The organism is Bifidobacterium felsineum (genome assembly GCF_002802915.1).
GTDB lineage: Bacteria > Actinomycetota > Actinomycetes > Actinomycetales > Bifidobacteriaceae > Bifidobacterium > Bifidobacterium felsineum.
On sequence record NZ_PEBJ01000002.1, the window covers coordinates 565,675 to 581,947 of the forward strand.

Here is a 16,273-nt window from a genome sequence, read left to right on the forward strand (position 1 = left end):
CTCTTCGTGGAGCTAGGGGGATTCGAACCCCCGACCCTCTCCATGCCATGGAGATGCGCTACCAGCTGCGCTATAGCCCCGTTTTCAGTTGTTGACCCGTCGTTCGGACCTCGTATACATTACGACAGAATGAACTATCCGGCAAATCGGCGTGTCGCCAAATGACATTCATGTAGTTTGGCATGCCGCACGCCGGATAGTTTTCCTACTGTTTCCAACGATTTCAGCGTTCTTTTTCCCATTCATCCGTGTCCGCTATGGCCGGGCCATGGTTGTAATCGAGCAGACGCCAGCGCGTTGGCTGCCCCTCAATATCCATCGGGACAAGACGCACCCAATGCGCATTGCGCATCGACAGCAGCGAGGCGAATGTGGGATCGATCTGGCTCAGCCCCAGTAAGGTCTGGAGGGTCTGAGAGATCCATGCCCCATGGGAGAACACGAACAGATCGGTGTCCATGCCGGCGCGGGTCGACCAATCCTGCAAGGCCTCTACACCGCGCTTACCTACATGCTCCTTGGCTTCGGCATGATATTTCATTTCGCCGCCTCGATGCTCCATCCATGAGCGGAAATCCTCGGGATAGCGTTCGGCAAGTTCACTGACCGCATGTCCATCCCAGTCGCCGAAGCTGCGTTCACGCACGCGCACATCATCATGGACGGTCGCGCCGCCCAATTCGTCGGCAAAAGCCTGCGCGGTGGCATGAGCACGCATCAGATCGGAACATACGATGATGCGATGATCCGTTTCCGGCCTGCGATCCACATAGAGGTCCTTGAGTGCCGCGGCGGTTTGCCTGACCTGCCACTGCCCCACTGCATCCAATGGGATATCCACTTGACCCTGAAGCTTGTGCGCCGCGTTGTAGGACGTGCGCCCGTGGCGCACGAGGAAGATGGAACGGACGTGTTGAGTTGTCATGGGGAATACATCCTTACGTTCGAACGTGGCTGCATATGCAGCCACGCATGTATGCAAACGCGGTGGGGTGAATGTTCACCGCCACCGCGCCATTTATTGCTTATTCGGCCAAATCATCGGCAGCATCGTCGTGTGCCGCCGTTTCAGGGTGCTCAAGTTGCAGATCAATCGATTCACAATCTTTCCACAGTCGTTCCAGACCATAGAACTCACGAGCCTCGTCGTGCATCACATGGATGACGAAATCGCCATAATCGAGCAGCACCCATTGCCCTTCGGTCAGGCCTTCGCGCGAGCGAGCCTGACGCCCATCGCATTTGAAGTACAGGTCCTTTTCGATCTCCTCGGCAACGGCGAGCACCTGACGCTCGTTCGAGGCACCCGCAATCATCATGATGTCGGTGATGCCGAGCAGATCGGCAACATCGAACGCCACGATATCGGTGGCCTTGATACGGTCGGCGGCAGCGGCCGCCACACGGACAGCGTTGATGGAATCCTGGAGCGCCGGCATCGATCAGCGCTCCCAGGCGGGCTTCCAGCCCTCGACATTATGCTGTGTGTTCTCGGAGTAGACCATCGTGTCATCCGGCACGGCATGGCGAACCACGGAGCCTGCACCGGTGGTGACATTGTCGCCAACCTGCACCGGGGCCACGAACAGGTTACCGGCACCCACATGGCATCCGGAACCGATGACGGTACGGTTCTTGTGCACGCCATCATAGTTGGCGGTAATCGTGCCGCCGCCGATGTTGGTGTGGTCGCCAAGCTGGGCATCACCCACATAGCTCAAGTGAGGCACCTTCGTGCCGTTGCCGATATGTGCCTTCTTCATTTCCACGAATGCGCCGGCCTTAGCGTCCTCGCCGAACTCATTGCCCGGGCGCAGATAGGTCCATGGGCCAATGTTCGTACGCGCACCGATATGGGATTCCTGAACACGGGAACGTTCGACTACGGCTTCGGCATCGACAGTGGCGTCAATCAGTGTTGTGTATGGGCCCACGATCGCATCCTCACCGATGACCGTATGCCCCTGCAGGAAGGAGCCCGGAAGAATCGTGGCGTCACGGCCGATTTCAACATCATCCTCAATCCACGTGGTCTCCGGATCGAGGATGGTCACGCCTTCGCGCATCCAACGCTCGCAGACACGACGGTTGTAGGTCTTGGACAGCGCCGCAAGCTGCACACGGTCGTTCACACCTTCCACAGTCAGCGGATCGGGAGCGGCGAATGCGCCGACCTTGCCCGCGGACTTTGCGGTTTCCAGAGCATCGGTCAGATAGAACTCGCCCTGGGCGTTGTTGGACTTCAGGCCGGCAATAGCCTCAGCGAGAACGGAAGCCTCGAATACGTAAACGGAAGTGTTCACTTCCTGCACTGCGAGTTCACTGCGGTTGGCATCCTTCTGCTCGACGATGCGCAGCACGTTGCCTTCGCGATCACGAATGATACGACCGTAACCGGTCGGATCGTCAAGAATCGTCGTGAGTACGGTGGCGCCATCACCGGAGGCGTTATGGAATTCCACGAGCTGCCGAAGCGTTTCACTATCCAGAAGCGGCATGTCAGATGCGGCGATCAGCACCGGGCCGTTCAGCTCACCGGCTTCGGCGAGCTGAGCCATCGCGCATTGCACGGCACGACCGGTACCAGGAATATCATCCTGATTCACGATGGTCACATTCTCATCATACGAACGAGCCGCCGCGGCCACACGCTCGGCCTGGAAGTGCACGACCACGGCAAGTGTGTCCGGGTTCAGGGCGGCGACGGAGTCCATCACCCTGTTCAAGAAAGTCTTGCCGGCAAAGGTGTGCAACACCTTCGGCTTGTTGGAACGCATACGGGTGCCCTCGCCGGCGGCGAGGATAATGGCTGCAGATAATGCCATAAGTGACGTATTCCCTTCGATCTGGAATAACTTGTGCTATTGCAAACAATCTAAAACAATAGACGGAAAAACAAATAACGGCCACTCGAATGTCGAGTGGCCGTCAGCCGCTCCCCCACCTGGACTCGAACCAAGACAAAGGGTTCCAAAGACCCGTGTGCTGCCATTACACCATGGGGGAATCGTGGGTTTTCACCCACAAGTGTTCATTTATACCACATGTTCGGCATTTGTCGAATAGCGCCGTCATGTCGTGCCACGCATATCGCACGATTGTATGTTGTCATGCGTTGTACACGGCGACTTCGCAGACGTTCATTCGACACCGATGACCGGCATGTCAGGCGAACAGGAAGCCCTGTCCGTGATGCTCCGGATACGTATCGAACAGTTCGGCGACCGATCCATCCTCGAACACGGCACGAATGGCGCTGGCGAGCAACGGCGCAATGGAAAGAACCGTCAAACCATCCCAACGCTTCTCTTCCGGAATCGGCACCGTGTCGGTCAGCACCACTTCGCGTGCGCCGCAGTTCTTCAAACGCTCCACGGCCGGGCCGGACAGCACGCCATGCGTGGCCACCACGGTCACCGACTTGGCGCCGGCGTCCTGCAGCACGTGGCATGCACCGGCGATCGTGCCCGCGGTATCGATCAAATCATCGACCAGCACGCAATCCTTGCCCTGCACGTCACCCACCACACGGTTGGCCACGGCCTGGTTCGGGCGCGTGATGTCGCGGGTCTTGTGCACGAATGCCAAGGGGCCACCGCCGAGGCGCTGCGCCCACTGCTCAGCCACACGAATACGGCCGGCATCCGGGGAAACCACGGCAACATTGTCAAGGTGCCCCTGAAAACGGTCACGAATGTAGTCCACCAGAACCGGCATGGCGATCAAGTGATCCACCGGACCGTCGAAGAAGCCCTGAGACTGCGCCGCATGCAGGTCAACCGACATGATGCGGTCCGCGCCTGCGGTTTTCAGCAGATCGAAGATCAGTCGGCAGGAAATGGGCTCACGGCCGCGATGCTTCTTATCCTGACGAGAATAGCCAACCAGCGGGCATACTGCGGTGATGGAGCGGGCGGAAGCACGCTTGAGCGCATCAATCATGATGAGCTGTTCCATGATCGCCTTGTTAATCGGCTGGTAGTGGCTTTGCAGAACGAAGACGTCAGCGCCACGAACCGACTCCGTGTAGCGCACATACATCTCACCATTGGCGAAGTCATACGCCGTGGTTTCCAGCAAATCGATGCCGAGTTGTTGTGCAACATCTTCGGCCAATTTCGGATGAATTCTTCCCGTAACGAGAATCAGGTTCTTATCAGGCTTTCCTTCAAGGATTGCGCTCACCATTACTCCCAACGTGTGGTCTCGCTGATGCAAATTCCAAGCATAGCCGCTCTTGGCGACTGCGGTACACATCGGCGTCGCCTTGTGTTTACCAACCCTGCATGCAGCACGCTGTTCAGACCGTTAGACGGCCACCCCAACTCAGTGACCGTCTTTGATCCACGCGGCGAGGGCTTTCTTCACCGTCTGCGCGTACAAATCGCTGTCAAGCTCAGGATGAATCCCGTCAGAACCCAGTATTTGTGGATTGGCTGTGGCAGCGGCATTCCAGTCCACCAACACCACGTTATCCGGATGCGCGGCGGCATAATCCGCAAGAACCTGGTTGGTGGATGGAATCCAAGCCCGGTCTCCATGAGCATTGACCAACACCATCACACGATCAGGGCCAATCATGTCATGGATCTGATCCAGTTGACCGGTGGTGATTTCGGAGTTGGTGGCCAGCCCCACCAACACCCACTGGCGCAGCGTGCCAGCAGATAGGTCGTTCTGAATCATACCGGAAGCCACCATGATGGAACGCGAGACTTCGGCATCGGTCTGTATACCAGGGAACACGCTCGACAGGCCTTGGGAAGAGGCGAGCATGACCGAATCTCCGATAGCGGTTATTTCATCTCCTGTCGGCATGGCGAAATGCGGGCGTGGAGGCTTAGGAACATCACGGCGAATCAGAGCATGTTCCTTCTGTTGCATTTCTTCCAGCTGTCGAGCCTGTTCCTCAAGCTGCACCTGCATCGCTGTCTTTGCCGGGGCATTGACCACGCCTTGAACTGCGCCGAATAAAGAGGCCACCAGTAGTACATCCACAACAATCGACCGCACAATGTGCGCCCACGACGGCTTGCGCAACGGCAGAATGACGAATAAAGCCGAGTTGGAAGCAGCAGGCTTTTCCACCAGAATCCACGAGAGTGTCGCTGCTGCAGCGGTGAGTACGGCAGTCATAACCAGTGGCCATGGTCCCGGCACCGGGAAAAGTTTCGGAGCGATTGATTTGCAAGCCAGCCACAACGGCCAATGCCATAGATAAATACCGTATGAGTATTTGCCGAGACCTGCGAGAGGACGGAACACCATCAAGTCCTGCATCCATGAATCCTGGCAGATGGTGCCAGCTATGAGCAGCAGAGCGAGCACGCTGGAAATGATAATGCCGCCATGAAAAGCGAAATCATCCTGTTTGCCGATTATGGTCATGGATACTAACGCAATGAGGCTTATGAAGGCGAACAGTGGCGCCACAGCACGCCAGATGAGCATGTGCAACGGTTCTGGCACGTACATTGTATTCGGTCGTCCATGAGCATCATTGGAGGCGCTTATGGACGGCGTTGGCGCTGTGGTCCCGGATTCATTCACAGACGTCGCTCTTCGCGCTAAACGTTGAGGTTGCGGCCGATTATGGTCGGAAGAGGTGACCCACCATGCAAGAGCCAGCCCAAGCATGAGACCCACGGCATGCGTATCGGCACCAAAATAAACGCGTGGGGTCGCCACCGGGGCGATAAAGCATCCACATGGCATATCCACTGCCGACGGCCAACGCCAACGGAATCAATGCGGAAAGATGACTGCGCCGAATCTTCCACATCAGCCAGACGACGCAAGGTGCCACCACGTAGAATTGCATGAGCACGCTGATGAACCACAAATGCCGGAACGTTTGCGGATTCATCTGATCAAAATAGCTTTGCCCACTTGCAATCGCATACCAGTTGTAGCATCCCAGCAGCACGGTTATTATCTGATCGCGTATGGATACCAACAAATCACGGTCGCACAGCCATCCCACGGACACGATAACGGGAAGGAGCAGGAATAACGCCGGATACAAGCGCACAGCACGTTTCGGGATATACCGTTCAAGGCGAAGTGAACCACTGTTCATAAGGGAACGCAGCAAACTGACGCCAATGAGGAAACCGGAAACCGTAAAGAACACGTCTACGCCATAAAATCCGCCTGGCAGCATCTGCTCCTGCATGTGGTACAGCAGAATGGCAATGATCGCCAAACCCTTAATGCCATCTAATCCAACATAACGTCCACGCACTGCTGCCGCCACTGTTGTCTCTCGCTTTTCAAACCAATACCGTTTCTTCTCAACGGTTTTTTATATCAATCCGCGCAGACGCCACAGGCCATGCAAAAACGGGACAAACCGAATCTTGCATGGTCTGTTGATGTTATGCGTGTGATGTTATTTGTGGTACAAGCTCACCCGCTCATACTTGGGCTCGCAACATACATTGATGCCGAGCTTGCGGTAGAGGGCTTCATCCGTCGAGGAGATGATCACGGAGAAGAATGCATCGCAGCCTCTCAATTGTTCGAGGCCGGCAATCACGCGAGCAGCCACTGGGCTCGTGGCGCTGGTGATGGATAACGCGATCAGGGTTTCATCGGAATGCAGACGTCGGTTAGCGCTATTGAGATGTTCGGTTTTGAGCCGGCAAATCGGTTCGATGGCGGCGTCATCGATGACCTGTTCGGCATCGTCCACTCCAGTGACAGCCTTCAACGCGTGCATGAGCAACGCGCTGGCGGCACCGAGTAGGTCGCCGGTTTTCCCAGTGATAACGCGGCCGTCCGGCAACACCATGGCACCGGCTGGCGCTCCTGTGACAGCCTCCTTATCAAGCGCCGCAGCCCGAGCCGGTGACAAATCAGGCGTCACCGAAGCCTTATTCATAATCGAGCGCAGTCGCTCCACCTGCTCCTCGCCGATGCCCGTGCGTTTTACGCGTTCGGTCGCGGCAAAGTATCGACGTACGATTTCCAAACGTGCGGCATCCTTGCAGGCGTCATCATCCACAATGGCATAGCCGGCCATGTTGACGCCCATATCCGTAGGGCTCTGATATGGACTCTGACCCATGATGCGCTCCATCATGGCCTTGAGTACCGGGAAGGCTTCAACATCCCGGTTATAGTTGACCGTGGTTTTGCCATACGCTTCAAGATGGAACGAATCGATGATGTTCGCATCGTCAAGATCCGCGGTGGCGGCCTCATAGGCAATGTTCACCGGATGGTTGAGCGGCAGATTCCAAATCGGGAACGTTTCGAATTTCGCATATCCGGCATCAATGCCGCGCTGATGCTCGTGGTACAGCTGGGAAAGGCATGTGGCGAGCTTGCCGGAACCTGGACCAGGAGCGGTGACCACAACGAGCGGTCTGCTGGTTTCCACGTAATCGTTCTTGCCGTAGCCTTCTTCAGAAACGATGTGTTCAATATCATGCGGATATCCGGCGATTGGATAATGCAGGTAACACGTGACCCCGAGCTGAGCAAGACGATGACGATAAGCATCGGCTGCCGGCTGGCCGGCGTATTGAGTGATCACCACCGAGCCCACATAGAGTCCATGGGAACGGAACACGTCAATGAGGCGCAGCACGTCCTCGTCATATGGAATGCCGAGGTCGCCGCGCATCTTGGCTTTTTCGATGTGGTTGGCATTGATGGCGATGACAATCTCCACATCGTTTGCCATGCTTTTTAGCATTTGGAATTTCACGTCCGGTTCGAAGCCTGGCAGTACGCGTGACGCGTGGTAATCATCGAACAGCTTGCCACCGAATTCCAAATACAGCTTGCCGCCAAATTGGGCGATGCGCTTGCGAATATTATCGGACTGCAGCTCAATGTACTTCTGGTTGTCGAAGCCCTGACGCATAAGGCGGTATCCCTTTCCGAACATCGTCATAAACGGAAAAATTATACCGGAAAAAATAGGATCATTTTTCATATGCATTGAGATGCCACATCTCATCAAAAAGCAACGATTTTGCAATGTTGCGGCACGACACATTGTCACAATCACTGAGTTAAACGTTTTACTAGATTATAACTCACCACATCAAAACGTTGGAATTAAGCCATTTATTGAATTCTGATACTTATTAAGCACTGCGTACTGTTTGTCGCAACTTATGAAAAACTGCGTTTTTGAATAGTCGCATACAAATCAATCAGCGACTTCACCGCATCGCAAAATCTACGCAACCCCTATATGCCTAATCAGTTATCTCCAATCAGGCAAACCCCTCGAACACACTTCCGCAAAGGCAGAATTCCGATTGTTGCCCTGTTGACTTCACTACAGGCGGCCATCAAAGTCGACAGGCCGGCTTTTGGCTCGTTAACCTCGATGAGAAGTTTCCACCGAAGTCACAAACCACGGCATGCCCAAACAGCTTTACTGATAATTCCCAGGGAAGGCAAATGACCAGGTCTATCTCCCCGCCATCGCTCAGATATCTATAGCAATACTTAGTGAAGTCGTGTGACCAGAATTTTGGTCCATCGCATCAAAATAACCCGGAGATAATTATTATTCCCAAATCGCCGTCCTAGTGTCAGCACAGGAACCTCTCAACGAAGGCGGAATGGCAGGTCCGGCCTAGGTCCCATCCCGCCGTTGACGGGGCACCGCATCTCCAATGCAGCCAGTCGGCCATGCTGCACACAGACCCATCTCGATATGTTCAGCACCGTCTTCTTTCCTCGCACATCGCACAGCTGGCAATCAAAACTAATCACACACTTTCCGAGACATCCCACTTTTGCCCCACGTATTACGAGAAATCAGAAACAGACGATGCCGAACCTATACTGAATCAAAGGTCATAGAGTTATCTACTACTTGAGTGGTTATGCATAGATTAACTCGGCCATCGCGCAGATGCAGATGTGAAGGAGCGCTTCAACATGCGTGGAGAACAGAGCCAACTCACCCGAATGCTTCAGGGCGCACAAACGCGTTTCATCATTCCCGTATATCAACGTAATTACGACTGGAATCGCGAGCAATGCGAACGACTATTTGACGATCTCGAAGATGTGGCGCGTCAGCATCGCGAGTCCCATTTCTTCGGCAGTATCGTGTCTCAAGCGGATTCCCAAGCCCGCCGAATTCTCATCGACGGTCAGCAACGTATTACCACGGTGTACCTGCTGTTGGCGGCGTTGCTGACACAGCTTCGATGCGGTGCCGTCGATGACGGCGGAGACGCCAATCTCGAACTTTTCATAAAAGATGAGTATCTCGTTGATCGTTTTAGGAACGACGACAGCAAACTCAAGCTCAAGTTGGTAAAAGGCGATCAGAACGCCCTCATCAAAGTCATCGACGTCGCAAGTACCGGCAATGGCGAGCTTGACGAGAGCTCGAATGTCACGTCGAATTACCGATATTTCCTGGATCGAATCACCAAAAGCGGGCTTGACGCATATTCCATCGAGCAGGCAATAGAAAAACTCGAGGTCATCGACATCAAGCTCGAATCCGGCGACGATGCGCAACTCATCTTTGAAAGTCTCAACTCAACCGGATTGGGTCTGAACGAAGGCGACAAGATCCGCAACTACATGCTCATGAATCTCCCACTGGACGAGCAGGAAGAATGCTACGAACAGTTCTGGAACGTCATGGAGCGTAACACCAATTACGACGTAAGCGGATTCATCCGAGACTATCTCACCATGAAAACCCGCAGAACACCTGTCATCAGCCGCGTCTACCCCGCCTTCCAGCAGTTTTCCAGGGGAATCGAACACCGCTCCTTGATGAACGACCTGCTCCGGTTCTCTCGCTACTATGCTCGTATAACCGGAGTCACGCCCGGAGGCACACGCATCGACGATGCGCTGAAACATCTCCGACTACTCGAAATGAGCGTCATCAACCCGTTTCTTCTGTCATTGCTCGAATACTCCGATGATGGAAACATCTCCGATGACGAGCTGGTGAACGTTCTGGACATCATCGAGGATTATCTATTCCGTCGATGGCTATGCAATGTCGCAACAAACGCACTGAACAAAATATTCGCCGGCCTTCATCATGAGGTACTGCGTGGTGTAAACGAGGGTGCTTCGTATTGCGATTCACTCACCTATGCACTGCTCCGAAGGGAAGATAGTGGCAGGTTCCCCCGCGACGACGAATTCCGGCGCGCCTATGACGAACGAAACCTGTACAAGATTAGGCGCATGCGTTTCTATCTGTATGACCGTTTGGAGAACGGCGATAACGTCGAACGCGTGAACATTGTGGACATGATGGAAAACGGGACGCTATCGGTCGAACACATCATGCCACAGTCGCTGTCTCGTCAGTGGAAACAATCTCTCGGCGACAATGCAGACGAAATTCATAATCGGTGGCTTAACCGGATGGGTAATCTGACGCTGACCGGCTACAATTCGCAATATTCAAACAGCGAATTCACATTCAAACGTGATTGCAAACACGGGTTCAAAGACAGCGGTCTCAAACTCAACAGATTCGTCGCGGAATGCGCCGAATGGGATGAAACACAAATAGCTGAACGAAACGAACGACTCTGGCGCCGTTTTCTTGAGCTCTGGCCTTCACTCGACACGTCCTACAAGCCCGCAGTCGAAGAGCACGAAAGCCACGGACTTGACGACGACTTCGACTTCACGAACAGAAAAATCGCTGCATATACCTTCCAAGGAGCACGCCATACCGTCAAAAACTGGGTTGACATGATGAAAGGCGTTCTATCAAGCCTAGTCGAAATTGACTTTGCGGGTTTCCGCTCGGTAGCGTTCTCAGACAAGTTCCCATCCCGGTACTTCTCCGATTCACCGCTTGAATACGGATTTGAAGTAGTCCCAGGCATCTGGTTCAACCCCGGATCTGCGACAGCCACCAAACTCGAAACACTAAGCAGAATCATCGATAAAATCAACGGAGTAGAGCCATCTGACCTGTCGTTTGAACTATACGATTAAGGGGTTTCTAAAATCCTATCCTCAATAGAAAATCTCTACATGGTTCTGATGAGGAGACAACATCGTCTTACCCCCATGTCGGCATCGTCATAGGTATTCTCCAATCAAAAGCAGCAACCCCTAGAACAATACGCACTTTTATCAATGCTTATGCAATCCATAAGTTCATGTGTGGCACTATTTACTCCAACGGGTGTTTTTATCGGGTTATGCCACGCCAATTTGTCACAACTCTTAAGTTAAACGTTTTACCAATATATCGGAAACATGGCGCATTGCTATAAAACATTGAAATAAAGCCATTTCTAGGCAATGGATACTTATTAGCCAAGGTATCCAATTTGGTACGACTCATAGAAAAGGTTGGTTTCACGAAGTTGTGAACAAATTAGAGGCTTCCGCCATGCCAAGAGATCCGGAACTCTACTTAAGCTTCCCGATTTCCTCTCCTTGCAGCGAAAACCATACAAACCTTCATATAACGATGATGCCGTTATCCGCAGAAGTATTTCATCTGCGAATAACGGCATCAGCTAACGCTCCATCAGAGCATTTCATTTCACAATAAATTGAAATGACGTGTGCGACTTCAAGGCGCAGCAGGCGAAGGCGTACGAAGGTACGTCGAGCCTGCTGTAACGCAGAAGGCGCTCCGTCATTTCAATTTACTCCCATTCGATGGTTGCCGGTGGCTTGGAAGTGCAGTCGAGGACCACGCGGTTGATCTGACGGCATTCGTTGGTGATGCGCGTGGAGATGGTGGCGAGCACGTCGTAAGGGACACGGGCCCAATCGGCGGTCATGGCATCCTCGGAGGAAACGGGGCGCAGCACGATCGGGGAACCGTAGGTGCGTTCGTCACCCTGGACGCCAACGGAGTGGACATCGGCAAGGAGTACAACCGGGCACTGCCAGATATCACGGTCGAGACCGGCCTTGGTGAGCTCTTCGCGGGCGATGGCGTCGGCTTCACGCAGCAGGTCGAGACGCTCCTTGGTGATCTCGCCGATGATGCGGATGCCGAGGCCGGGGCCCGGGAACGGCTGGCGCCAGACGATCTCATCGGGCAGACCGAGTTCGGTACCGATGGCGCGCACCTCATCCTTGAAGAGGGTGCGCAGCGGTTCGATGAGTTGGAACTTGATGTCCTTCGGAAGGCCGCCGACATTGTGGTGGGACTTGATGTTCGCAGCGCCATCGCCACCGCCGGATTCCACGACGTCCGGGTACAGGGTGCCCTGCACGAGGAACTTGACTTCCTTGCCTCGGGCACCGGCCTCTTCCAGGACCTGCTGCTGAGCTTTTTCGAAAGTGCGAATGAACTTTTCGCCGATGATCTTGCGCTTGCGCTCAGGCTCGCTGACGCCCTTCAGAGCGGTGAGGAAGTCATCAGCGGCATCGACGGTGATTAGACGAATACCGGTGGCTTCAACGAAGTCATGCTTGACCTGCTCGACCTCGCCCTTGCGAAGCAGGCCGTGATCGACGAATACGCAGGTGAGCTGGTCACCGATGGCCTTGTGTACCAAAGCCGCGGCGACAGCAGAGTCCACACCACCAGACAGACCGCAGATCACTTCGGCGTCGCCGACCTTTTCGCGAATCTTCTTGACCTGATCTTCGATGATGGAGGATGCATCCCAGTCGTTAGGCAATCCCGCGCAACGATGCAGGAAGTTCTCGATGAGCTTCTGGCCCAGCGGAGAGTGCTTGACTTCCGGGTGCCATTGCACACCATACAGTTTGCGGGATTCATCGGCCATGGCCGCAACCGGCGCACCTTCGGTATGGGCAAGTACATCGAAGCCTTCCGGCGCCTGCTCAACGGCCACACCGTGGCTCATCCATGTGGTCTGCTCAGCCGGGGAATCAGCGAGGATGCCTGCCGCGCTATCAATGGTGGCGCTGGTCTTGCCGTACTCACCAAGAGCGGCCTTGTCCACCTTGCCGCCAAGCTCATAGGCCATGACCTGGAAGCCATAGCAGATGCCGAGCACCGGTACGCCAGCATTGAAGACCTTAGTATCTATTGTGGGAGCGCCGGGTTCGAATACAGAGGCCGGGCCACCGGACAGAATGATTGCCTTAGGATCCTTGGCCAGAATCTCGTCGGCCGGCATGGAATGCGGCACAAGTTCAGAGTAGACACCGGCCTCGCGGACGCGGCGAGCGATTAGCTGGGCGTACTGGGCGCCGAAATCGACGACGAGCACAGGACCATTTGCCATTGATATTCCCCTAACGTTCATTGAGACTTTACGTGGGTTGAACATGCACGATTATCACCGGTCAATACGACAACCCCGACACGCATGAATACCGGCATATTTCTGTGCGAAAACCGAACAAGTCACAGGCCTTCACAAAGCCAACACGCCGGTTCCAACCCCAGCAAATCGAACGTAAAATCGAACACAAATGCGCTATTTTCGGCTTTATTCCGCCATTTTCTGTGCATACTGCCTCAAATTAAATGTTGACAAAGTTAAGGCTTAAACGCACAAATACTGAAATTTCCGCAACAATTTCGAACACACCCGCAAGAAATCGTTCAAAAGTCGTGTTGTCCTCGTACCATGACGATTGATTGGGAACGGAAAACCTTGGTACCGCAAGGAACTAAGGTCCGCGACCGAACAGAAATAATCAATCGCACGATTACCGTGCAGGAGTACAGGAGTACACATGACGAGTCCTGTTATTGGCACCCCTTGGAAGAAGCTCAACGCTCCGGTTTCCGAGGAAGCCCTCGAAGGTGTTGACAAGTACTGGCGCGCTGCCAACTACCTTTCCATCGGCCAGATTTATCTGCGTTCCAACCCGCTGATGAAGGAGCCCTTCACTCGCGAAGACGTGAAGCACCGTCTGGTCGGCCACTGGGGCACCACCCCTGGCCTGAACTTCCTCATCGGCCACATCAACCGCTTCATCGCTGACCACGGCCAGAACACCGTGATCATCATGGGCCCGGGCCACGGCGGCCCGGCTGGTACCTCCCAGTCCTACCTGGACGGCACCTACACCGAGACCTTCCCGAAGATCACCAAGGATGAGGCTGGTCTGCAGAAGTTCTTCCGTCAGTTCTCCTACCCGGGCGGCATTCCGTCCCACTTCGCTCCGGAGACCCCGGGCTCCATCCACGAAGGTGGTGAGCTGGGCTACGCTCTGTCCCACGCTTACGGCGCCATCATGGACAACCCGAGCCTGTTCGTCCCGGCCATCGTCGGCGACGGCGAAGCTGAGACCGGCCCGCTGGCTACCGGCTGGCAGTCCAACAAGCTCGTGAACCCGCGCACCGATGGTATCGTGCTGCCGATCCTGCACCTCAACGGCTACAAGATCGCCAACCCGACCATCCTGTCCCGCATTTCCGACGAAGAGCTGCACGAGTTCTTCCACGGCATGGGCTACGAGCCGTACGAGTTCGTCGCTGGCTTCGACGATGAGGACCACATGTCCATCCACCGTCGCTTCGCCGAGCTGTGGGAGACCATCTGGGACGAGATCTGCGACATCAAGGCAACCGCCCAGACCGACAACGTGCATCGTCCGTTCTACCCGATGCTGATCTTCCGCACCCCGAAGGGCTGGACCTGCCCGAAGTACATCGACGGCAAGAAGACCGAGGGCTCCTGGCGTTCCCACCAGGTGCCGCTGGCTTCCGCCCGCGATACCGAGGCCCACTTCGAAGTTCTGAAGAACTGGCTGGAGTCCTACAAGCCGGAAGAGCTGTTCGACGAGAACGGCGCCGTCAAGTCCGATGTGACCGCCTTCATGCCGAAGGGCGAGCTGCGCATCGGTGCTAACCCGAACGCCAACGGTGGTCTGATCCGCGACGACCTGAAGCTGCCGAACCTCGAAGACTACGCCGTCAAGGAAGTCGAGAAGTACGGCCACGGCTGGGGCCAGCTCGAGGCTACCCGTCGTCTCGGTGTCTACACCCGCGACATCATCAAGAACAACATGCACGACTTCCGTATCTTCGGACCGGATGAGACTGCTTCCAACCGTCTGCAGGCTTCCTACGAAGTCACCAACAAGCAGTGGGACGCTGGCTACATCTCCGATGAGGTCGACGAGCACATGCACGTCTCCGGCCAGGTTGTCGAGCAGCTGTCCGAGCACCAGATGGAAGGCTTCCTCGAGGGCTACCTGCTGACCGGTCGTCACGGCATCTGGAGCTCCTACGAGTCCTTCGTCCACGTGATCGACTCCATGCTGAACCAGCACGCCAAGTGGCTTGAGGCTACCGTCCGCGAGATTCCGTGGCGTAAGCCGATCGCTTCCATGAACCTGCTGGTCTCCTCTCACGTTTGGCGTCAGGACCACAACGGCTTCTCCCACCAGGATCCGGGTGTCACCTCCCTGCTGCTGAACAAGTGCTTCCACAACGATCACGTCATCGGCATCTACTTCGCCACCGATGCGAACATGCTGCTGGCCATCGCCGAGAAGTGCTACAAGTCCACCAACAAGATCAACGCCATCATCGCTGGCAAGCAGCCGGCTGCCACCTGGCTGTCCCTCGATGAGGCTCGCGCCGAGCTCGAGAAGGGTGCTGCCGCTTGGGATTGGGCTTCCACTGCCAAGACCAACGACGAGGCTGAGATCGTGCTTGCCGCTGCCGGCGATGTCCCGACCCAGGAGATCATGGCTGCTTCCGACAAGCTGAAGGCCATGGGCATCAAGTTCAAGGTCGTCAACGTGGTTGACCTGCTCGCTCTGCAGTCCGCCAAGGAGAACGACGAGGCCCTGTCCGATGAAGAGTTCGCTGACATCTTCACCGCTGACAAGCCGGTCCTGTTCGCTTACCACTCCTACGCTCACGACGTGCGTGGCCTGATCTACGACCGCCCGAACCACGACAACTTCAACGTCCACGGCTACGAGGAAGAGGGCTCCACCACTACCCCGTACGACATGGTTCGCGTGAACGAGATCGATCGTTACGAGCTGACCGCTGAGGCTCTGCGCATGATCGACGCCGACAAGTACGCCGACAAGATCAACGAACTGGAGGCCTTCCGTCAGGAAGCCTTCCAGTTCGCAGTCGACAACGGCTACGATCACCCGGACTACACCGACTGGGTGTACTCCGGCCTCAACACCTCCGAGAAGGGTGCTGTCACCGCTACCGCCGCAACCGCTGGCGACAACGAGTGATTTCACCACTCAGTGGTTTAGCCTAACGGCTTAGGAAAAAGGCTTGGGATTCGTCCCAAGCCTTTTTTCGTATCTGCTTGTCTTCGGCGCAGCAGGGATTCCTTGAATACATGCGCGGCAATGCAACGAAAACCCAGGTCAGCGCCGGTAC

Annotated in this window: 8 protein-coding genes, 2 tRNA genes and 1 pseudogene; 2 read left to right on the top strand and 9 right to left on the bottom strand. The window is 55.2% G+C overall.

The window, feature by feature from the left end:
• Positions 1 to 7 precede the first annotated feature (7 nt).
• From CSQ86_RS06105 to CSQ86_RS06140, 8 genes and pseudogenes are all read right to left on the bottom strand, one after another.
• A tRNA-Ala gene (locus tag CSQ86_RS06105) sits at positions 8 to 80 on the bottom strand.
• A 143-nt stretch (positions 81 to 223) separates the two neighbouring features.
• Positions 224 to 925, bottom strand: a complete 702-nt coding sequence (locus tag CSQ86_RS06110) for a histidine phosphatase family protein (RefSeq protein WP_100494201.1) — start codon at positions 923 to 925, stop codon at positions 224 to 226.
• 100 nt (positions 926 to 1,025) lie between these two features.
• Positions 1,026 to 1,439, bottom strand: a complete 414-nt coding sequence (rsfS, locus tag CSQ86_RS06115; RefSeq protein ID WP_100494202.1) for a ribosome silencing factor — start codon at positions 1,437 to 1,439, stop codon at positions 1,026 to 1,028.
• A gap of 3 nt (positions 1,440 to 1,442) precedes the next feature.
• Positions 1,443 to 2,825 carry a bifunctional UDP-N-acetylglucosamine diphosphorylase/glucosamine-1-phosphate N-acetyltransferase GlmU gene (glmU, locus tag CSQ86_RS06120; RefSeq protein WP_100494203.1) on the bottom strand — a complete coding sequence of 461 codons (1,383 nt, stop codon included), beginning with the start codon at positions 2,823 to 2,825 and terminating at the stop codon, positions 1,443 to 1,445.
• A 110-nt stretch (positions 2,826 to 2,935) separates the two neighbouring features.
• A tRNA-Gln gene (locus CSQ86_RS06125) sits at positions 2,936 to 3,006 on the bottom strand.
• 159 nt (positions 3,007 to 3,165) lie between these two features.
• Positions 3,166 to 4,188 (bottom strand): ribose-phosphate diphosphokinase, encoded by a 1,023-nt coding sequence (locus CSQ86_RS06130; protein ID WP_100494282.1) that lies wholly within the window; start codon positions 4,186 to 4,188, stop codon positions 3,166 to 3,168.
• A 138-nt stretch (positions 4,189 to 4,326) separates the two neighbouring features.
• Positions 4,327 to 6,175, bottom strand: a pseudogene (locus CSQ86_RS10035) (acyltransferase family protein).
• Between the two features lie 216 nt (positions 6,176 to 6,391).
• A complete protein-coding gene (locus tag CSQ86_RS06140) occupies positions 6,392 to 7,873 on the bottom strand; it encodes a DUF1846 domain-containing protein (protein ID WP_100494204.1) in 1,482 nt (493 codons plus the stop codon).
• 1,034 nt (positions 7,874 to 8,907) lie between these two features.
• Between CSQ86_RS06140 and CSQ86_RS06145 the strand changes: the two genes are divergently transcribed.
• The gene (locus CSQ86_RS06145; RefSeq protein ID WP_100494205.1) at positions 8,908 to 10,959 is read left to right on the top strand and encodes a DUF262 domain-containing protein; all 2,052 of its coding nucleotides are present in this window, start codon (positions 8,908 to 8,910) and stop codon (positions 10,957 to 10,959) included.
• A 665-nt stretch (positions 10,960 to 11,624) separates the two neighbouring features.
• Here the strand turns inward: CSQ86_RS06145 and guaA are convergent.
• On the bottom strand, positions 11,625 to 13,187 hold the full coding sequence (gene guaA, locus CSQ86_RS06150; protein WP_100494206.1) for a glutamine-hydrolyzing GMP synthase: 1,563 nt from the start codon (positions 13,185 to 13,187) through the stop codon (positions 11,625 to 11,627).
• A 457-nt stretch (positions 13,188 to 13,644) separates the two neighbouring features.
• Between guaA and CSQ86_RS06155 the strand changes: the two genes are divergently transcribed.
• Entirely contained in the window at positions 13,645 to 16,122 is a 2,478-nt protein-coding gene (locus CSQ86_RS06155; RefSeq protein ID WP_100494207.1) for a phosphoketolase, read from the top strand.
• Positions 16,123 to 16,273: the final 151 nt, after the last annotated feature.

Coding starts and splice junctions, on each gene's coding strand:
- CSQ86_RS06110 (WP_100494201.1), bottom strand. CDS start 925: ATGACAACTCAACACGTCCGTTCCATCTTCCTCGTGCGCCACGGGCGC.
- rsfS (WP_100494202.1), bottom strand. CDS start 1,439: ATGCCGGCGCTCCAGGATTCCATCAACGCTGTCCGTGTGGCGGCCGCT.
- glmU (WP_100494203.1), bottom strand. CDS start 2,825: ATGGCATTATCTGCAGCCATTATCCTCGCCGCCGGCGAGGGCACCCGT.
- CSQ86_RS06130 (WP_100494282.1), bottom strand. CDS start 4,188: ATGGTGAGCGCAATCCTTGAAGGAAAGCCTGATAAGAACCTGATTCTC.
- CSQ86_RS06140 (WP_100494204.1), bottom strand. CDS start 7,873: ATGCGTCAGGGCTTCGACAACCAGAAGTACATTGAGCTGCAGTCCGAT.
- CSQ86_RS06145 (WP_100494205.1), top strand. CDS start 8,908: ATGCGTGGAGAACAGAGCCAACTCACCCGAATGCTTCAGGGCGCACAA.
- guaA (WP_100494206.1), bottom strand. CDS start 13,187: ATGGCAAATGGTCCTGTGCTCGTCGTCGATTTCGGCGCCCAGTACGCC.
- CSQ86_RS06155 (WP_100494207.1), top strand. CDS start 13,645: ATGACGAGTCCTGTTATTGGCACCCCTTGGAAGAAGCTCAACGCTCCG.